We start from the raw sequence: 18,865 nt of genomic DNA, 5'->3' as shown, positions 1-18,865 counted from the left end.
TCTTGGCACAGCTTCGGCCGCCGAGACCTTAACGGGTTCCGTCCGTCCTCGAGGGTTCGAGCACGGGCGCGTTTCCGTTTGGGACAACGCCATTAGGTTTCGACCGTAACGCACCACGGGTGACGACGTGTTCGAGGGATTGAGCGAGCGTCTTGGGTCGGTCTTCGACCGCCTGAAGAAACGCGGCGCACTGAGCGAAAGCGACGTGTCGACCGCCATGCGCGAAGTGCGCGTGGCGCTGCTCGAGGCCGACGTCGCCCTGCCGGTGGTGAAGTCCTTCATCGACCGGGTGCGCGAGCGCGCCATCGGCCAGGAGGTGATCAAGTCGGTCACCCCGGGCCAGATGGTCGTCAAGATCGTCCATGACGAGCTGGTCGCCACGCTGGGTTCCGACAGCCAGGCGGTGAACCTGAACGCCGTGGCCCCGGTGCCGATCCTGATGGTCGGCCTGCAGGGCGGCGGTAAGACCACCACCACCGCCAAGCTGGCCAAGCGCCTGACCGAGCGCGACCGCAAGAAGGTGCTGATGGCGTCGCTCGACGTCACCCGCCCGGCGGCGCGCGAGCAGCTGCGCACCCTGGGCGAACAGGTCGGCGTCGACACCCTGCCGATCGTCCAGGGCGAGACCGCGCTGACCATCGCCAAACGGGCGATGACCGCCGGCCGCCTGCAGGGCTACGACGTGGTCATGCTCGACACCGCCGGCCGCACCTCGATCGACGAGGGGCTGATGGCCGAGGCCCGCGCCGTGCGCGACGCCGTCAACCCGCACGAGGTCCTGCTGGTCGCCGATGCGCTGACCGGCCAGGATGCGGTCACCACCGCCACCAATTTCGACGAGCGCGTCGGTATCACCGGCATCATCCTGACCCGCGTCGACGGCGACAGCCGCGGCGGTGCGGCACTGTCCATGCGCGGCGTCACCGGCAAGCCGATCAAGGCGCTGGGCGTCGGCGAGAAGGTCGGCGACCTGGAGGACTTCCACCCCGAGCGGATCGCCGGGCGCATCCTCGGCATGGGCGACGTCGTCTCCCTGGTCGAGAAGGCCGCCCAGACCATCGAGGCCGACGAGGCCGAGAAGATGGCCGAGCGGATGATGAAGGGCACCTTCACGCTCGACGACATGGCGTCCCAGCTCAAGCAGCTCCGCAATCTCGGCGGACTGGGCGGCGTGCTCGGCATGCTGCCGGGGGTGGGCAAGCTGCAGAAACAGCTCGCCGGCGCCAATATCGACGACGGCCAGCTCAAGCGGCAGGAAGCCATCATCTCCTCGATGACCAAGGCCGAGCGGGTCAATCCGCGGGTGATGAACGCCTCGCGCAAGCGCCGTGTCGCCGCGGGATCGGGCACCGAGGTGCAGGACATCAACCGCCTTCTGAAGAGCCATATGGAAATGGCGAAGATGATGAAGAAGGTCGGCAAGATGGGCGGCAAGGGCATGATGAAGGGCCTGATGGGCGGCGGCGGTGGCATGCCGGCCCCGGGCGAGATGCCGAAACTGCCGTCCGGCGGCATGGGCGGCGGCATGGGTGGCTCCCACGGCGGTGGGATGGGCGGCATGCCCGGTCTCGGCGGCCCGCGGCTCCCCGGCCTGCCCCCAGGATTTCCCGGCAAGCGCAAATAGCCTGCCGGATCACGATTAACGCATTGAACAAACTAAAGAATGTACTGAGAAAGGAACGACAATGTCACTTCGTATCCGCCTGTCCCGCGGCGGCGCCAAGAAGCGCCCGTTCTACCGGATCGTCGTCGCCGAGGCGACCTCGCCGCGCGACGGCCGCTTCGTCGAGAAGCTCGGCACCTACAACCCGATGCTGCCGCAGGATCATGAGCACCGCCTGATCGTCAAGGAAGACCGGATCAAGCATTGGCTCTCCGTCGGCGCGCTGGCCACCGACCGCGTCCACAAGCTGCTGGGCAAGGCCGGCGTGATGGATCCGTTCGTCTGGGCCGAACAGACCAAGAAGGCCGCGCCGGGCAAGAAGCGCGCCGAGCGCGAGGCCGAGGAAGCCGCGAAGGCCGCCGAAGCCGCCGAGGCTGCTGCCGCCGCCGCCGCTGAGCCGGCCGCCGAAGAGGCCCCGGCTGAAGAAGCTCCGGCCGAGGAAGAGAAGGCCGAGGCCTGAGGCCTGCCATGCTCGCAGAGACCGCCGCCATGAGCGCACGCGTCTGTCTCGGGGCCATCACCGGCCCGCACGGGGTCCGGGGCCTGGTGAAGGTGAAGCCCTTCACCGAGGTGCCGGCGGACATCGCCGCCTACGGACCCGTCGAGGACGAGACCGGGCAGCGGCGGTTCACCCTGCGGGTTACCGGGGAGGCCAAGGGTCAGGTGATCGTCGCCCTGGACGGGGTCGGCGACCGCAACGCCGCCGAAGCCCTGAAGGGCGAGCGGCTGTATGTGGCGCGCGACGCGCTGCCCGAGCCGGAAGACGGCAGCTTCTATCATGCCGACCTGATCGGCATGGACGTGGTCGCCACCGACGGCACCCCTCTGGGTCGGGTCTCCGCGCTCTACGATTTCGGCGCGGGCGACCTCCTGGAGTTCCGCGGCGAGGACGGCAAGGCGCGGATGCTGCCCTTCACCGAGCAGATCGTCCCCACGGTCGATCTGGAGGCGCGCCGGATGGTGGTCGATCCGCCGGAAGGCGCTCTGGACGACGCGCCAGAAAAGGACGCGCCGGAAAAGGACGCGCCGGAAAACCCGGCGGAAGAAGAATAGGAGTGCGGTGTGGACGAGCGGAGCGGGCCGCAGGTGGAGCGGCAGTCCGAGGCCCTTTCATCCGACGGCGCGACCGGCGGGTGGCAGGCCACGGTACTGACGCTGTTCCCGGAGATGTTTCCGGGACCGCTCGGCCTGTCGCTCGCGGGAAAGGCCCTGAATTCCGGCGTATGGAGTCTGAAAACGCTGGACATCCGGGACTTCGCGCGAGATAAGCACCGCTCCGTGGACGATACCCCGTTCGGCGGGGGTACCGGTATGGTTATGCGCCCGGATGTCGTGGATGCGGCATTGGCGGCGGTGGAGGACAGACCGGGTCCGCGGCTCTACCTCAGCCCGCGTGGACGGCGCTTTGACCAGGCGCGGGCGAAGGCGTTGGCGGCGGAACCGGGAGCGGTGATCGTCTGCGGGCGCTACGAGGGACTGGACGAGCGGGTGATCGCCGCCCGCGACCTTGAGGAGGTCAGCCTCGGGGATTTCGTGTTGTCCGGCGGCGAGCCGGCGGCACTGGCGATGATGGATGCGGTGATCCGTCTGCTGCCCGGCGTCATGGGCGCGGCCGACGGGTTGGCCGAGGAGAGTTTCGAAGAGGGGCTGCTGGAGTATCCCCTCTACACCCAGCCTCGGGACTGGAACGGCAGGACCGTCCCCGAGGTGCTGACCAGCGGGCACCATGCCAACGTGAAGGCATGGCGGCGCCGGGAAGCGGAGACCATCACGCGGGAGCGGCGACCGGACCTCTGGGCGCGCTACTGCAGGAACAAGGACCAGGCCGAAGGTCGATAGACCAGGCGGCCGATGACAACGGGACCAACCGCCGGACCGAGTTCGAGCCGGCCTCGAGACGGAGACGAAGCCATGAACATCATCGAGCAGCTCAACAAAGAGCAGGTCGAGAAGCTGAGCGCGGACCGCACCATCCCCGAGTTCGCCCCGGGCGACACCGTGCGCGTCGACGTGAAGGTGGTCGAAGGCACGCGTGAGCGTATCCAGGCCTTCGAGGGCGTCTGCATCGGCCGCAGCAACGACGGCCTGAACTCCTCCTTCACGGTCCGCAAGATCTCCTACGGTGAGGGTGTGGAGCGTGTGTTCCCGCTGTATTCCCCGCGGATCGCCGGCATCGAGGTGATGCGCCGCGGCAAGGTCCGTCGCGCGAAGCTGTACTACCTGCGTGGCCGCACCGGTAAGTCGGCCCGTATCGCCGAGAAGACCACCGGCTACGCCGGCAAGCTGGCCGCCGCCGAGCGCGCCACCGCCGCCGAGGCGAAGGCCGCCAACAAGGCCGCTCAGGCCGCCGCCCGCGAGGCGAAGGCCGCCGAGAGCAACGCCGAGGCGTAAGCCTCCCGCTCACTCGGGTTACCCATACGAGAGCGCCGCGATCCCACGAGGGTCGCGGCGTTTTTCGTTTGGAGGCTCTCCGTTTTCCTCTTCTCACACTCCCCGGATTCATTCCGGGGCCCACGGGTCAGCCTGAACGGGCGCTCGAGTGAGCAAAGGAACGTCCAAGCGCACCTGGGCGTAGGCCCCGGAATGAATCCGGGGAGTGCGCGAGGGCGTGGGGAACGAGGGAGATGCCCCTACTTCAGCAGCGTCCCCACCCCGACACAGGCGAGGATCGTCAGCGCGATCCAGCGGAAGGTCTTCTCGCTCGCCCGCGGGAACAGGAAGCCGCCGAAGGACATGCCGGCGAAATGCGGCACCGCCAGGATGCCGCCGATCGTCAGCGCCTTCAGCGTGATCAGGCCGTAGAGGAAATAGGTCGCCAGGCCGACGATGCCGGTGACCAGGAAATAGCCCGACAGGTCGCCGCGCACCTGGCGCGCCGGCTCGGCCGTCGCCAGGAAATACAGCACCAGCGGCGGCCCGCCGATGCCGGTCGCCCCGCCCATCGCCCCCGCGGTCGATGCCGCCACGATGTCGCGGGTGCGGGTGCGGGCGACCCGGGGCAGGCCGCCCACCGCCATCACCGCCGCCAGGGTCAGCACGATCACCGAGATGCCGATGCGCAACATCTCCGGGTCCAGGCTCTTCAGCACGGCCGCGCCCAGCGGGATCGACACCAGCGCCGTCGCCGCCATCGGCGCGGTGCGCTTCCAGTTGGTCTCGCGCATGGCGATCTTGGTGACCTGGTAGAGGATCGGGACCTGCAGTACCGACATGACCGGCACCGCCACCGTCGGCCCGTAGACCAGGGCCAGCACGGGCGCCAGCACCAGGGCCGACCCGAACCCGGCGAAGCCGCGGACCGCGCCGGCCAGGAAGGCGGCGCAGATGGTGAGGACCAGCAGCGGCGGATCGAGATCGGACAGCATTTCCGTCATGTGGGCGGCTCGAATGGTCGTCGGGAAGGATGCGAAGGCAGGTGAAGAACGAATCAGACGCGGAACCGCCCCCGTGCAAAGCGTTCTTGCGCGTTTCACGGTTTGCCTGCAACCCGCGTCCTTGTACAGTCCGGCGCTCGAAACAAGCCGTTCCGGCCAACGGAACGCGAGACGACGCAAGAGAGAGACCGGCCGCCGCCGGAGCCCCCGATGCTCCGGACCCGCGCGGCCCCCATGCTTTAGGAGGAACCGGCAGCCATGGCGACGCCCCGCACGCTGTTCGACAAGATCTGGCAAAGCCATCTGGTGGACGTCCAGGAGGACGGAAGCTGTCTCATCTATATCGACCGCCACCTGGTCCATGAGGTCACCAGCCCGCAGGCCTTCGAGGGCCTGAAGCTCGCCGGCCGCAAGGTGCGCCGGCCCGACCTGACCCTCGCGGTCGCCGACCACAACGTGCCGACCTCCGACCGCTCCAAGGGGATCGCGGACGAGGAAAGCCGCATCCAGGTCGAGACCCTGGAGAAGAACGTCAAGGATTTCGGCGTCCCGTATTTCCCCGTGTTGGATGTCCGCCAGGGCATCGTCCACATCATCGGCCCGGAGCAGGGCTTCACCCTGCCGGGCATGACCATCGTGTGCGGCGACAGCCACACCGCCACCCACGGCGCCTTCGGGTCGCTGGCTTTCGGCATCGGCACGTCCGAGGTGGAGCATGTGCTCGCCACCCAGACCCTGCCGCAGGCGCCGGCCAAGAACATGCGCATCACCGTCGAGGGCAAGGTGCCGGAGGGCGTGACCTCCAAGGACGTGATCCTGGCCATCATCGGCAAGATCGGCACCGCCGGCGGTACCGGCCATGTGGTGGAGTTCGCCGGCGAGGCGATCCGCGAGATGTCGATGGAATCCCGCATGACGGTCTGCAACATGACCATCGAGGGCGGAGCCCGCGCCGGCATGATCGCGCCGGACGAGACCACCTTCGCGTATCTGAAGGGCCGCCCCATGGCGCCGAAGGGCGGCGAATGGGAACTGGCGGTGGAATACTGGAAGACCCTGCCGTCCGACGAGGGGGCGCGGTACGACAAGGAAGTGGTGCTGAAGGCCGAGGACATCATTCCGCAGGTCACCTGGGGCACCAGCCCGCAGGACGTGGTCCCGGTCACCGGCCACACGCCTGATCCGGCCGCCGAGTCCGATCCCGGCAAGAAGGCCTCCATCGAGCGCTCGCTCGCCTATATGGGCCTGGCGCCGAACACGCCGATGACCGAGGTGAAGATCGACAAGGTCTTCATCGGCTCCTGCACCAACGGCCGCATCGAAGACATCCGCGCCGCCGCGGCGATCGCCAAGGGCCGCAAGGTCGCGGACAGCGTCTACGCCATGGTCGTTCCGGGCTCCGGCCTGGTGAAGGAGCAGGCCGAGCAGGAAGGCCTCGACGTCATCCTGAAGGAGGCCGGCTTCGACTGGCGCGAGCCGGGCTGCTCCATGTGCCTGGCGATGAACGCCGACAAGCTGGAGCCGGGCGAGCGCTGCGCGTCCACCTCCAACCGCAACTTCCAGGGCCGGCAGGGCCCGGGCGGGCGCACCCATCTGGTGAGCCCCTCCATGGCCGCCGCCGCCGCCGTCACGGGCCACCTGTCCGACGTGCGCGCGCTGGCCAACTGAGCGCAAGGGGAGGAAGAAAAATGGAAAAGTTCACCCAGCTGCGCGGCACCGCCGCTCCGATGGACATGATCAATATCGACACCGACATGATCATTCCCAAGCAGTACCTGAAGACCATCAAGCGGACCGGCCTGGGCAAGCACGCCTTCGCCGAGATGCGCTACAACGAGGACGGCAGCGAGAAGCCGGACTTCGTGCTGAACAAGCCGCAGTACCGCAACGCCCAGGTCATCGTCGCCGAGGACAATTTCGGCTGCGGGTCGAGCCGCGAGCACGCCCCCTGGGCGCTGCTCGATTTCGGCATCAAGTGCGTGATCTCCACCAGCTTCGCCGACATTTTCTACAACAACTGCTTCAAGAACGGGATCCTGCCCATCCAGGTGACCCACGAGCAGCTGCGCGAGCTGATGGACGATGCCGGCAAGGGCTCCAACGCGGTGCTGGAGATCGACCTGGAGAACCAGACGATCGGCCGTCCGAACGGCGAGAGCGTGTCGTTCGAGATCGACCCCCACCGCAAGCACTGCCTGATCAACGGTCTCGACGATATCGGCCAGACCCTGCAGCAGGCCTCGAAGATCGACAGCTTCGAGGAGCAGCGCAAGGCGGCCACGCCCTGGGCCTGATTCTGGCCCGATTCTGGGCCTGATCCGGGGCCTGATCCGGGACCTGATCCCGGGCGGAACGGGCTGCGCATAGACAACGGCGTCGGCGGGACACCCTCCCGCCGGCCGAGAAAAACAACCGGTTTGCTTCGCCTCGCCCCTTTGTTTAAGGACTTGCGCGGGGTGAAGAGGGTTTTCTGGAGGGAAGCGGGTTATGGCGTCGAACAAGAAACTGCTGGTGCTGCCGGGTGACGGCATCGGCCCCGAGGTCGTGGGCGAGACCCTGCGCGTCGTCGACTGGATGGCGAAGAAGCGCTCGGTCTCCTTCGACATCGAGGAAGGCCTGGTCGGCGGTGCGGCCTATGACGCCCACGGCACGGCGCTCACCGACGAGACCATGACCGATGCCACCCATGCCGACGCCGTCCTGTTCGGCGCGGTCGGCGGTCCGAAATACGACGACCTGCCGTTCGAGCTGAAGCCGGAGCGCGGCCTGCTGCGCCTGCGCAAGGAAATGGACCTGTTCGCCAATCTGCGTCCGGCGATGGTCTTCCCGTCCATGGTCGAGAACTCCTCGCTGAAGCCGGAGCTGGTGTCAGGTCTCGACATCATGATCCTGCGCGAGCTGACCGGCGGCGTGTATTTCTGCGAGCCGCGCGGCATCGAGGATCTGCCCGACGGCAGCAAGCGCGGCTTCGACACCCAGGCCTACACCACGCCGGAGATCGAGCGCATCGGCCGGGTCGCCTTCGACCTCGCCCGCAAGCGCCGCGGCAAGGTGACCTCGGTGGAGAAGGCCAACGTCATGATGTCCGGCGTGCTCTGGCGCCAGGTCATGACCGCCCTGCACGCCTCCGAGGGCGAGGGTCTCGACTACGAGAACATGTTCGCCGACAACTGCGCCATGCAGCTGGTCCGCACGCCGAAGCAGTTCGACGTGATCGTCACCGACAACCTGTTCGGCGACATCCTGTCCGACTGTGCCGCCATGCTGACCGGCTCGCTCGGCATGCTGCCCTCGGCGTCGCTCGGGGCCGAGGATCCGACCACCGGCAAGCGCCACGCCCTGTACGAGCCGGTCCACGGCTCCGCCCCGGACATCGCCGGCAAGGGCATGGCCAACCCGATCGCCGAGATGCTGAGCTTCGCCATGCTGCTGCGCTACAGCTTCGACATGGGCGAGGACGCAGATCTGCTGGAGAAGGCGATCGACAACGTGCTGGCCGGCGGCATGCGCACCGCCGACATCATGGCCCCGGGCAAGGCCAAGGTCTCCACCGCGACCATGACCGACAGCATCCTCAAGGAGCTGGATAAGCTGGTTTGATCCGGCGCTAGTCAGGCGTGCCGTCGTCCTCCTCGTCAGGATCGGTCGGCGGCACGTCCTGCCGCTGCGGACGCAGGCCGAGAGCAGCGCGCAAATCGGTGGTCATGATCGCCTGATCGACGTTCCGAGCGGCCCGGATACTGGGTGCCTCCTCGAGGTTCGCGCCCTGAAGGTTTGCGCCCTGAAGGTTCGCGCCATGAAGGTCCGCGCCCTCAAGGTTCGCATCACGAAGGATTGCGCCCCGAAGGTTTGCGCCCTGAAGGTTCGCGCCATGAAGGTCCGCGCCCTGAAGGTTCGCATCACGAAGGATTGCGCCGTCGAGGTTCGAGCCCTGAAGGTTCGAGCCATGAAGGTTAGCGTCCCAGAGATTCACGTCTGGGAGCTGCGCGCCTTGAAGGTTCGCGCCTTGAAGGTTAACGTCTTGAAGCTTCGCTTCACGAAGGTTCGCGCCTTCTAGGGTTGCGCCTTCTAGGTTTGCGCTACGAAGACGTGCGGCTTGAAGGTTCGCGCCTTCAAGGTTTGCGCCTTCAAGGTTTGCGTTCTCCAACCGCATTCCCCGAAGGTGAAGCATTTCGTCGGCCCCTACGGCGGTCGAGTCATCGTCAGCCTCGGATCGACCATCTTCCAAGACATAGATCAAGCGCGCGAGGCATTCGCGGATGGGGTCCAACGGCGGCTTGTCGCGCCAGCGGATACTAAGGTCGTCTGCCGGTGGCGGTTGGCGCCCGATCATCCGCCACGCGGCCCAAGCGTCGGGCCATTTCACCGCCGCACGGCCGATCTTTCTTTCGACCCCGGCCTCGTCATTTCCCCGGCATACCGCATCCAACGTCGCCAGCAAGGCCAGCTCGGCATCGGCCACCTGGCGAGCCAAGGCACCGCTCGTTCCGCCGGATGCGTCGAACCCGGAAATCGGAAAGCCATCACCGACCGCGACGTTGAGCAAACTCGTCAGATGATCGCGGGCCGTCGCCAAGGGCAGGTATTCAGCGTCCCGTTGCCGCACCGATTCCGAGCGCAGGAATCCGACCACCGCCATCTCGATGCGGAAGGCCCCAAACAGCCGCGCCCAACCGGCAAGATCCACCTCCTCCCGCGCGGCCCGCAGCAGCCGCCGCGCCAGCAGATAGTCGGCGAAGGATTTGTGGCTAAACTCGAACACCATCCGGTCTGCGCGCGCCTTGCGCACTTCCCCGTCCGCTCCATCACGGAAGAAGAACAGCATCAGCAACCGCTTCGCACCCGCGCCGTTGCTGTCGGAAATCAGGGCCGCCTGGGTTTCACCCGTCGCGCTGGCACTCGCCTTCAGAACAGCGGTCAGATCCTCCACCGTTGCCCGCCGGCTGTTCCGCCGCCAGGTAGCCAGCGCGATGTCCTCGACGAGCCGGAAGAAATCGTCCTCGCTTTCAACACCCCAATGGGGCGGCTGATCGCTTTCCCCCCAGGTGCGACGGTACGCGGCCCTACAGATGTTGTCATACAGCTCGACACGCCCAAGAGTCGCCAGATTGTCGGGCGCTGGTTTCTCCCCCAGCGAGAATGCCAGCAGGGACATAAGAACAGGTAGCGACGTTATCTCGGTGAAGGACCCATTCTCGAAAAGAGTTTCGGGCAGGTCCGGAGCACCTGGAACCGCCTCCCGATATCGACGCCACCACTCCTGGCGGTGGTCGAACTCCGGCGCGGTGTCGTCCTGCCACCGATATCGTTCACGGTCCTCCTCCGTCGGGCGCAATGGCAGGACATGCAACATATCGTCCGTCGCCCGAGCGGCACGACTCGCTTCGCCCGCAGCGAGGTCACGCCCAAGCAGAAGAGCTCGCATGCCACGGCCGTCTCGGTTTCGGATCTCAACGACCTCTCTGATCTGCGACACCAGGGTGTCCAGCGGAAGAACGCCGCTCTCGTTCTTCGTCGCCAGTTCATCCAGTCCATCAAAGATTAGCAGTATCTTCCGACCCCGTGCCGCTTGAGCAAGGGCCTGCGGCATAACCGTGCTTGTTGCCCGAATGGCGTCCTCGACCGAGTCCCAGGTCATGGCCTCGTCAACTTGATGCAGGGGTACCAACAGGACGCGCCATCCAGGTTCTATCGCCCGCCGAGCAGCCAGCATGAGAGCCGCACTCGATTTGCCGAACCCTGGCCCACCCGCGACGATCCGAACCGACGGCGCTTTTGGATCGTCCACCCAACGATCCAACTCCTGATCGAGGCTGAGCAAGCGCATCAAAGGGCGTCTGTCGCCATGATCCTCATCGCCCCGTCGACGCAGGCCCTTCAGCCTGGAGTTCTCGACCGCTTCGTATGCTTGGAGGGGGACATAGATCTGTTCCAGGCTCGCCTTGCCATCGAGGAGCGGGTTCTTGTCCGCTTCGCGGGGTGTCCGGATCAGACGCCTGCGATTTTCCCGCCATGCCGCCGCCTCCGCCGCCCGCTGACGCAGAACGTCCCGCTTGAGCAAGATCGGAATGGTTCCGCCGCGTGCTTCGTGACCCGCCACCAGCCCCCAGAACCGCTCCACGAACCGATCGGCAAGATCTCCGGCAATCTCCAACGCCGTTGATTTGGCCACACCACAGTCATCGAGCCGCGTCAGCGTCGCGTCGCCCACCATCGACCAAACATCGACATCCTGGGGTTCATAGAGCGCCGTGGGATCGAGCCCGCCCGGCTGAACCACGCTCTCGTCGATCTCCAGCGGCAGTGGCTTGCTGGCGTGCTCCTGCGCCTCCCGGAACACATCGATCATCGCCAGGGCCATTGCCTGATTGAGCCAGAGCGTGATCAGCGCCTCCGGCGTCGGCGACGCGCCATCCTTGCCGGCCGCCTCCGGTGCCAGTTTGATGTTGTCCACCACCGCATCGACCACAGCACCGGGGCTCGGCGGGACGCCCGTCACGGCAAACTTGATCGCGATCTTCGACAGCTTGAGCGCCGTCTTGCGCCAGTCGAACTCGACCGGCCATGTGGACTTTTCCGCCATGCACGCCTCCCCTTGGACCCGCAACCCTAGCGTGCCATCTCCCGCACCAGAAGTGCCCTTCCCCACACCCCCGAAATCGCTTATACGTCCTCCCATGAACGCACCGGCTTTCATGGCTGACCTTCTCCTGCGCTCCGCTCCGAAAGCGGCCGGCGTCGGCGTCTGCGCGTTCACCACCCCGAAAACCACCACCAAGACCACCGGCTAGCGGCTTCCGCCCTTCCGTTTGCGTGCTTGCGATGCAGGACCGGGGGGCGTAAACCCCCGCCGAACGTCGCGTACATCGCGGAAGGAGAAAGAAATGGGCTACAGAGTTGCCGTCGTCGGCGCCACGGGTGCGGTGGGTCGCGAGATGCTGACCACGCTGGCCGAGCGCAACTTCCCCGCCGATGAGGTCATCGCGCTGGCCTCCGGGCGCTCCGCCGGGAACGAGGTCTCCTACGGCGAGAAGGGCACCCTCACCGTCCAGGACCTGGCGACCTTCGATTTCACCAAGGCCGATATCGCCCTGTTCTCCGCCGGCGGCGACGTCTCGCTGGAATACGCGCCGAAGGCCGGCCAGGCCGGCTGCGTCGTGATCGACAACAGCTCCGCCTTCCGCATGGACCCGGACGTGCCGCTGGTCGTGCCCGAGGTCAATCCCGGGGCGCTGGCCCGCTATGGCAAGAAGAACATCATCGCCAACCCGAACTGCTCCACCGCCCAGCTCGTCGTCGCGATGAAGCCGCTGCACGACGCCTTCGGCATCAAGCGCGCCGTGGTCTCGACCTACCAGTCGGTCTCCGGCGCCGGCAAGGAAGGCATGGACGAGCTGTTCAACCAGACCCGCGCGGTCTACGTGAACGACCCGATCGAGCGCGAGACCTTCACCAAGCAGATCGCCTTCAACGTGATCCCGCACATCGACAAGTTCATGGATGACGGGTTCACCAAGGAAGAGTGGAAGATGACGGTCGAGACCAAGAAGATCCTCGACCCGGACATCGACGTGGTCGCCCAGTGCGTCCGCGTGCCGGTGTTCATCGGCCATTCCGAGGCGGTGTTCATCGAGACCAAGAAGCCGATCGACGCCGAGACCGCCCGCAAGGCGATGCACGGCTTCCCCGGCCTGATCGTGCTCGACCACCGGGCCGACGAGGGCTACGTCACCCCGGTGGAGAGCGCCGGTGAGGACGCGGTCTATGTCAGCCGCATCCGGGTCGATCCGACCGTAAAGAACGGGCTGGTGTTCTGGTGCGTCAGCGACAACCTGCGCAAGGGTGCCGCCCTGAACGCGGTGCAGATCGCCGAGGAACTGGTCGCCAAGCACCTGAAGAAGGCGGCGTGAGCCGGCGCGCTTCGGGTTGTGCCTGATCTGACCATCCGACCGGCGCGTCCCACCGACGCGCCGGTCCTCGCCGCGCTCGACATTCTCGCCGGCGGCGGGGTCTACGAATTCATCTATGACGACCGACCGGGTGAGCCCGGCGCTGCACAGCTCATGCTGCACGCGGTGCTTGCGGCCGACACCGCGCTGTCCTGGAGCCGCGCCCTGATCGCCGAGCTGGACGGCGAGCCGGTCGGCGCGATCACCAGTCAACCCTATGACGACCAGCCGCCCTCCGGCCTGGAGACCAGCGTCCCCGAGGACCGCGCTGCCCACGTGGCGCCGATCCAGGCGATGGGGCGGCCGGGCTCGTGGTTCATCAACATGCTCGCCGTCGGCGCCGGTGCCAGCGGCCACGGCGTCGGCCGCGCCCTGATCGAGACGGTGGCCGACAAGGCCCGAGCGGCGGGCTTCTCGGAGCTGACGCTGCGGGTCTTCGCCGACAACGCGCCGGCGCTGGGTCTGTATCGCAAATGCGGGTTCCGCGAGGTGGACGCGGTCGACATCCCCCCGCTCCCTCGCCTGCCCCATGAGGGTGGCGTGCGGCTCCTGCTGCGGGACCTGTAGCTTCTCTCCAAGCACACTCACTCCCCGGACCTGTTCCGGGGTCCACGTCGGATCGCGCCCGGAGGCTCGGCACCCTGGTTGCGGCGTTCGTGCCGCCTGACCCGTGGGTCCCGGCACAAGGCCGGGAAGTGTCTAACGGGGTAAGATCAGCTCAACCGCGCGCGGATGGCGTCGTAGCTCTCCAGGGTCCGCGTCGGGCCCACGGCGGTCAGGGTCGGCGGGGCGCTCAGCAGGCGCTCCACCACCGCGCGGATGGCCGCCTGATCGACCTTCTCCACGTTCTCGATGATGTCCGCCAGATCGGGCAGGCGGCCGTGCACCAGAAAGTGGTTGGCGAGCTGCTCGCAGCGCGCGCTGGTGCTCTCCCGGCTCATCAGCAGGGAGGACTTGAGTTGGATCTTGGCCCGGGCCAGCTCGCTCTCGTCCAGCTCGTCCGGGATCGCCCGGAGCTGATCGCAGATCACCGGCATCACCTCGCCCACCTCGTCGGCCCCGGTGCCGGCATAGACGCCGAGCAGCCCATCATCCAGATAGGCCGAGGTGAAGGAGTAGATCGAATAGGCCAGACCCCGCTTCTCGCGCACTTCCTGGAACAGGCGGGACGACATGCCGCCGCCGTAGATCATCGACAGGACCTGCAGGGTGTAGAAGTCCGGATCGTCGAACGAGGTGCCCCGGAAGCCGAGGATCACGTGCAACTGCTCCAGCTCCCGCTCGACCCGGATCTCGCCGCCGCTGTAACGCCCGGCCTCGGTGGTCCTGGTGGTCTTGGCCGGCATCGCGGCGAAGCGCTCGGCCGCCATCTCGACCACCCGGTCATGGTCCACCTTTCCGGCGACCGACAGGATGCAGGCATCCCCGCCGTAGCTCTGCGCCACATAGTCGACCAGCGACTGGCGCGGCACCGACCGTACCACCTCCGACGTCCCCAGCACCGGCCGGCCCAGCCCCTGGTCGGGGAAGGCGGCGGTCTGGAAATGGTCGAAGATCACGTCGTCCGGCGTGTCGTTGACCTGGGCGATCTCCTGCACGATCACCGACCGCTCGCGCTCGAGCTCGGACGGATCGAAGACCGAGTTCTGCACGATGTCGGAGATCAGGTCGATCGCCACCGGCACGTCGTCGGCCAGCACCTTGGCGTAATAGGCGGTCTGCTCGCGCGAGGTATAGGCGTTCATGAGCCCGCCCACATCCTCGATCTCGCGGGCGATGGCGGCGGCGTCGCGCTTGGCGGTGCCCTTGAACACCATGTGCTCGATCAGATGGGCGAGCCCGTTCTCGGACGGCTTCTCGTGGCGGGTGCCGACCCCGACCCACAGGCCGACGGAGGCGGATTCCACGGACGGCATGGCATCGGTGGCGACGGTCAGCCCGTTATCCAGGGTGGTCAGGCGCATCCCGGGAAAGGCAGGTGCGGTCAAGCTGCCGCTCCCCGCCGCGCCGCGCGGTCGCGTACCAGGGCCTTCAGGGACGAGAGATCGTTCGGCATCACGGTCTGGCGCTCCGGCCGGTCCATCAGGTCGGCCATCCGCTCCGGCAGCGGCGCCGCGGTCCCCACGGCCCGCTCCACCGCCTCGGCGAACTTGGCCGGGTGGGCGCAGGCCAGCGACACCATCGGGATCGAGCCGTCGCGACCGGCCTGGGTCCGGCGCGCGGCGGCGATGCCGACGGCGGTATGCGGGTCGATCACCTCGCCGGTCTGCTCGGCAATGGCGCGGATGGTGGCGACGATCTCGTCGTCATCCGCCCGCGCGCCGCGGAACAGGGCGGTGGCCCGGGCATGGCGCTCGGGTTCGACCGTGTAGGAGCCGGACTGGCGGAAGCCGTTCATGGTGCGCTGGACCGCATCGCCGTCCCGGTCGAGCAGGTCGAACAGCAACCGCTCGAAATTGCTCGAGACCTGGATGTCCATGGACGGCGACAGGGTCGGTGCCACGCCGGTGATCTCCATCGTGCCGCTCTCCAGGTAGCGGTACAGGATGTCGTTGGAGTTGGTGCCGACCACCAGGGTCTCGATCGGCAGGCCCATGTTGCGGGCCGCATAGGCGGAATAGACGTTGCCGAAATTGCCGCTGGGGACGGAGAAGGACACCGTGCGCTCCGGCGCGCCGAGCGCCACCGCGGCCCAGAAGTAATAGGCGATCTGCGGCATGATCCGCGCCCAGTTGATCGAGTTGACCGCCGACAGGGTCATCTCGTCGCGGAACTCGGTGTCGCCGAACGCCGCCTTCACCAGGTCCTGACAGTCGTCGAACGTGCCTTCCACCGCGATGGCGTGGACGTTGGGCGCGTCGACCGTGGTCATCTGCCGGCGCTGCACCGGCGACACCCGTCCGTGCGGGAACAGGATGAAGCAGTCGATATTGTCGCGGTCGCGGCAGGCCTCGATGGCGGCCGACCCGGTATCGCCGGAGGTGGCGCCGACGATGGTCACCCGGTCGCCGCGCTGGGCCAGCACATGGTCGAACAGCCGCCCCAGGATCTGCATGGCGTAGTCCTTGAACGCCAGCGTCGGGCCGTGGAACAGCTCCATCATCCACAGACTGCCGTCGAGCTGCTTCAGCGGCGCGACGGCGGTGTGGCCGAAACCGCCATAGGCGTCCTCGGCGATCTTGCGCAGGGTGTTCTCGGGAATGGTGCCGCCGACAAACGGCGCCATGACCCGCGTCGCCACCTCCGCATAGGAGAGGCCGCGCAGGCTTCGGATGTCGTCCTTCGAGAACAGCGGCCAGACCGCCGGGACGTACAAACCGCCGTCACGCGCCAGTCCGGTGAGCAGAACATCGTCGAAGGCGAGAGCGGGCGCCTGCCCGCGGGTGCTAACGTATTGCACGGACCTGTATATCCCCGAGCGTTGACGCGGTAACCTATGCTTGGTGCCGGCCGTGTGCAACCTTGCGATCATGCGGCCGTCTTCGGCACCACTTTGGCCTCCACCGATGGTTAGGAACGGATCGGCATGACAATCGAGAGAGTTGCCATCTTCGCGCCGGGCGACATGGGTCATGCCCTTGCCCGCGTCCTGGTCGCCAAGGGCCTGACGGTGACGACCAATCTCGCCGACCGGTCGGACCGCACCCGGGATCTCGCCAGGGCGGCCGGGATCACCGACACGGAAGACGACGTGGCGGCGGTGGACGGCGCCGACGTGCTGTTCTCCATTCTGCCGCCCTCCCTGGCGCTCGAGCTGGCCCAGCGGCTGGCCTCGTCCCTGGCGCTGGCCCGCTCGAAGCCGATCTATGTGGACCTGAACGCCATCGCGCCGGCTTCGGCGGTGGAGGTGGGCGAGGTGATCGAGGGCATCGGCGTGCCCTTCGTCGACGGCGGCATCATCGGCGGCCCGCCGAAGAGCGCCAGCGGCATGGGCCCGCGGCTCTACGTCTCAGGCCACGAGGACGACGTGACGCGGGTGCTGGAGCTGCGCAATTTCGGGCTCGACATGCGCGCGGTGCCGGGCGGCGTGGGCGCGGCCTCGGCCCTGAAGATGAGCTATGCGGCGGTGACCAAGGGACTGACGGCGCTGGCGATCCAGTCGCTGGCTTCGGCCAAGGCCTATGGGGTGGGCAAGGAGCTGGACGCGGAGATGGTGGCCAGCCTGCGGATGCTGCGCGAGCGCTTCGACCGCTCCCTGCCGGACATGGCGCCGAAGGCCTATCGCTGGGTCGGCGAGATGGAGGAGATCGCCCGCACCTTCAACGATGTCGGCCTCGACCCGCAGATCTTCATGGGGGCGGCGGAGACCTACCGCCTGGTGGCCGGAACCCAGCTCGGCAAGGAGACGCCGGAGAACCGCACCATCGGCTTCACCGCCGACGAGGTGTCGGAGATCATCGCCGGCGCGCTGGAGGCCGGACTGCCGCAGGGCGAGGGGTAGACGCGCGGTCCTACCCGTCCGTCTTCCCTCCCGGCCCGGCGCCGGGACCCGGGGCAGGGGTTTCTGGACCGTCTGATCTGTAATTCGTGACGTCTCGTTGGCGCCCGTTCGCCTATGCCGATACGCACAAGGCGCGGGACGCGGATCGTCAATGTGTTGTGGGGGCCTTGGATCCTTCGAGGTCGACCCATGGATCCCCAAATCCGACCGATCGCGAGAACTCACAAGCCCGCCCAGCCCCCGCCTTTGGAGTAGTCCCCGATACTCTCGGGGAAAGCTGGTACGCAAACCCTTCTTTGGCAGACGCCCTGGTAGCGGGTATTGGTCGATTATAAAAACTACTTTTTCGATAGCGTTTACATTTCGAATATCGCATTATTCAACTATATCACGTAAACAGGGAGATACCGATGAAACTCAGACATTTATCGCGGAGCATCAGAGGGCCGTTGGCCGTCTGCTGCCTTGCCATAGCGGGAACGATCCCCACCAAGGCCAGCGCCTCATGCGGGCCGGGCGATTCGGTTTACATCGGCTCGGTCTGCATGACAGCGATATCGTTTTGCCCGCGCGGCTACGAACCCATGCAAGGACAGCTGTTGGCGATTTCGGAGTACAACGCCCTGTTCTCGCTGCTCGGCTGCGCGTGGGGCGGTGACTGCCGATCGAGTTTCGCATTGCCGGATATGCGCGGGCGTGCGCCCATCGGAGTCGGGGCGGGTCCGGGACTAACCGCTATTGAGCTGGGGGAATGGCGGGGGACGGAAACTCACACTCTCACGAAAGAAGAGCTTGCTACGCATGACCACACGGCGACCTTTACGCCCACTGGCGGATCGGGCGCGACAGGTTCGCTGATGGCCTACAGCGCCAGAGCCAGCGGCGACACTCCGGCCACGGGAGATTTTATCTCGGGCGGCGGTGGGACCTCCATATTCGGTACAGGCGGCCTGGGTGCGGAACTGGTTGAGCTCGACGGCCTTACCATCGAAGGCGGCCAAAGCGGTGGGGGCTCTGTTGCCATTGCTGACACGGGCAGTTCCAGGCCCTTCAAGATCCAGGACCCGGTTATGGGCCTGAGATTCTGCATCGCCACTGAAGGGCTCTATCCGCCGCGCAGTTAAATGTTGGAGGTGACGCCACCCCACCCAAGCACGGGGCGGCGTCACCGAACCGGCCTTGGTAGAGACCCATACCAGAGGTCTCAAAGCACCAAATCACCCGCAACACCGATCAATTACGCCGCCGAGATCAACAAACCGACACAGCGCTGATCGTCAGCAAGCGGAATATAGATTTATGCAGAATAGAAATTAACTTTAAATTCACAAAGCGAATCTCCAAAAATTTTACAAATTAGGTTCACTTCAGGATTTTTATTTATAAAATTTAACTCACCAGAGATCTAAAATATTGACAATTTTATACAATTGACACG

At 66.4% G+C, this 18,865-nt stretch carries 16 protein-coding genes; 12 read left to right on the top strand and 4 right to left on the bottom strand.

What is annotated here, in order from left to right; genetic code table 11:
- Positions 1 to 127: 127 nt before the first annotated feature.
- The 5 genes from ffh to rplS all read left to right on the top strand — a co-directional run bounded on the left by ffh (position 128) and on the right by rplS (position 4,054).
- Entirely contained in the window at positions 128 to 1,624 is a 1,497-nt protein-coding gene (ffh, locus tag G578_RS0123365) for a signal recognition particle protein (protein WP_028796287.1), read from the top strand.
- A 61-nt stretch (positions 1,625 to 1,685) separates the two neighbouring features.
- Positions 1,686 to 2,123, top strand: a complete 438-nt coding sequence (gene rpsP, locus G578_RS0123360) for a 30S ribosomal protein S16 (RefSeq protein WP_028796286.1) — start codon at positions 1,686 to 1,688, stop codon at positions 2,121 to 2,123.
- Between the two features lie 29 nt (positions 2,124 to 2,152).
- A complete protein-coding gene (gene rimM / locus G578_RS0123355) occupies positions 2,153 to 2,716 on the top strand; it encodes a ribosome maturation factor RimM (protein ID WP_028796285.1) in 564 nt (187 codons plus the stop codon).
- A gap of 33 nt (positions 2,717 to 2,749) precedes the next feature.
- The gene (trmD, locus tag G578_RS0123350) at positions 2,750 to 3,502 is read left to right on the top strand and encodes a tRNA (guanosine(37)-N1)-methyltransferase TrmD (protein ID WP_281169200.1); all 753 of its coding nucleotides are present in this window, start codon (positions 2,750 to 2,752) and stop codon (positions 3,500 to 3,502) included.
- Positions 3,503 to 3,574: 72 nt separating this feature from the next.
- Positions 3,575 to 4,054 (top strand): 50S ribosomal protein L19, encoded by a 480-nt coding sequence (rplS, locus tag G578_RS0123345; RefSeq protein ID WP_028796283.1) that lies wholly within the window; start codon positions 3,575 to 3,577, stop codon positions 4,052 to 4,054.
- Positions 4,055 to 4,293: 239 nt separating this feature from the next.
- Here rplS and G578_RS28840 read toward each other — a convergent pair whose 3' ends face one another.
- Positions 4,294 to 5,037, bottom strand: a complete 744-nt coding sequence (locus tag G578_RS28840; RefSeq protein ID WP_028796282.1) for a sulfite exporter TauE/SafE family protein — start codon at positions 5,035 to 5,037, stop codon at positions 4,294 to 4,296.
- A gap of 258 nt (positions 5,038 to 5,295) precedes the next feature.
- On the opposite strand from G578_RS28840, the gene leuC reads away from it, so the two are divergent.
- The 3 genes from leuC to leuB all read left to right on the top strand — a co-directional run bounded on the left by leuC (position 5,296) and on the right by leuB (position 8,637).
- On the top strand, positions 5,296 to 6,705 hold the full coding sequence (gene leuC / locus G578_RS0123335) for a 3-isopropylmalate dehydratase large subunit (protein WP_028796281.1): 1,410 nt from the start codon (positions 5,296 to 5,298) through the stop codon (positions 6,703 to 6,705).
- A 20-nt stretch (positions 6,706 to 6,725) separates the two neighbouring features.
- Positions 6,726 to 7,331 (top strand): 3-isopropylmalate dehydratase small subunit, encoded by a 606-nt coding sequence (leuD, locus tag G578_RS0123330; RefSeq protein WP_028796280.1) that lies wholly within the window; start codon positions 6,726 to 6,728, stop codon positions 7,329 to 7,331.
- 193 nt (positions 7,332 to 7,524) lie between these two features.
- Positions 7,525 to 8,637: a 3-isopropylmalate dehydrogenase gene (gene leuB / locus G578_RS0123325; RefSeq protein ID WP_028796279.1), complete on the top strand. Its 1,113-nt coding sequence runs from the start codon at positions 7,525 to 7,527 to the stop codon at positions 8,635 to 8,637.
- Between the two features lie 7 nt (positions 8,638 to 8,644).
- On the opposite strand, the gene G578_RS28835 is transcribed toward leuB, so the two are convergent.
- The gene (locus tag G578_RS28835) at positions 8,645 to 11,620 is read right to left on the bottom strand and encodes a pentapeptide repeat-containing protein (RefSeq protein ID WP_051245206.1); all 2,976 of its coding nucleotides are present in this window, start codon (positions 11,618 to 11,620) and stop codon (positions 8,645 to 8,647) included.
- A 301-nt stretch (positions 11,621 to 11,921) separates the two neighbouring features.
- Between G578_RS28835 and G578_RS0123310 the strand changes: the two genes are divergently transcribed.
- A complete protein-coding gene (locus G578_RS0123310) occupies positions 11,922 to 12,947 on the top strand; it encodes an aspartate-semialdehyde dehydrogenase (protein ID WP_028796278.1) in 1,026 nt (341 codons plus the stop codon).
- Between the two features lie 18 nt (positions 12,948 to 12,965).
- A complete protein-coding gene (locus G578_RS0123305) occupies positions 12,966 to 13,553 on the top strand; it encodes a GNAT family N-acetyltransferase (RefSeq protein WP_028796277.1) in 588 nt (195 codons plus the stop codon).
- Between the two features lie 146 nt (positions 13,554 to 13,699).
- Here the strand turns inward: G578_RS0123305 and G578_RS0123300 are convergent, their stop codons facing one another.
- Positions 13,700 to 14,974, bottom strand: a complete 1,275-nt coding sequence (locus tag G578_RS0123300; RefSeq protein WP_028796276.1) for an insulinase family protein — start codon at positions 14,972 to 14,974, stop codon at positions 13,700 to 13,702.
- Positions 14,971 to 16,386 (bottom strand): threonine synthase, encoded by a 1,416-nt coding sequence (thrC, locus tag G578_RS0123295; protein ID WP_028796275.1) that lies wholly within the window; start codon positions 16,384 to 16,386, stop codon positions 14,971 to 14,973. The genes G578_RS0123300 and thrC overlap by 4 nt, the downstream gene beginning before the upstream one ends.
- Before the next feature lie 126 nt (positions 16,387 to 16,512).
- Here thrC and G578_RS0123290 point away from each other — a divergent pair, with 126 nt between their 5' ends.
- Positions 16,513 to 17,427: an NAD(P)-dependent oxidoreductase gene (locus tag G578_RS0123290; protein WP_028796274.1), complete on the top strand. Its 915-nt coding sequence runs from the start codon at positions 16,513 to 16,515 to the stop codon at positions 17,425 to 17,427.
- 410 nt (positions 17,428 to 17,837) lie between these two features.
- On the top strand, positions 17,838 to 18,551 hold the full coding sequence (locus G578_RS0123285; RefSeq protein WP_051245205.1) for a phage tail protein: 714 nt from the start codon (positions 17,838 to 17,840) through the stop codon (positions 18,549 to 18,551).
- The last annotated feature ends 314 nt before the right edge of the window (positions 18,552 to 18,865 follow it).

The organism is Thalassobaculum salexigens DSM 19539, assembly GCF_000423805.1.
GTDB lineage: Bacteria > Pseudomonadota > Alphaproteobacteria > Thalassobaculales > Thalassobaculaceae > Thalassobaculum > Thalassobaculum litoreum.
Note: the sequence above shows the minus strand (reverse complement) of the source record. Positions and strands in the feature narration are given on the sequence as shown.

Coding starts and splice junctions, on each gene's coding strand:
- G578_RS0123310 (WP_028796278.1), top strand. CDS start 11,922: ATGGGCTACAGAGTTGCCGTCGTCGGCGCCACGGGTGCGGTGGGTCGC.
- G578_RS28840 (WP_028796282.1), bottom strand. CDS start 5,037: ATGACGGAAATGCTGTCCGATCTCGATCCGCCGCTGCTGGTCCTCACC.
- rpsP (WP_028796286.1), top strand. CDS start 1,686: ATGTCACTTCGTATCCGCCTGTCCCGCGGCGGCGCCAAGAAGCGCCCG.
- leuD (WP_028796280.1), top strand. CDS start 6,726: ATGGAAAAGTTCACCCAGCTGCGCGGCACCGCCGCTCCGATGGACATG.
- G578_RS0123285 (WP_051245205.1), top strand. CDS start 17,838: ATGAAACTCAGACATTTATCGCGGAGCATCAGAGGGCCGTTGGCCGTC.
- leuB (WP_028796279.1), top strand. CDS start 7,525: ATGGCGTCGAACAAGAAACTGCTGGTGCTGCCGGGTGACGGCATCGGC.
- leuC (WP_028796281.1), top strand. CDS start 5,296: ATGGCGACGCCCCGCACGCTGTTCGACAAGATCTGGCAAAGCCATCTG.
- G578_RS28835 (WP_051245206.1), bottom strand. CDS start 11,620: ATGGCGGAAAAGTCCACATGGCCGGTCGAGTTCGACTGGCGCAAGACG.
- rplS (WP_028796283.1), top strand. CDS start 3,575: ATGAACATCATCGAGCAGCTCAACAAAGAGCAGGTCGAGAAGCTGAGC.
- G578_RS0123290 (WP_028796274.1), top strand. CDS start 16,513: ATGACAATCGAGAGAGTTGCCATCTTCGCGCCGGGCGACATGGGTCAT.
- rimM (WP_028796285.1), top strand. CDS start 2,153: ATGAGCGCACGCGTCTGTCTCGGGGCCATCACCGGCCCGCACGGGGTC.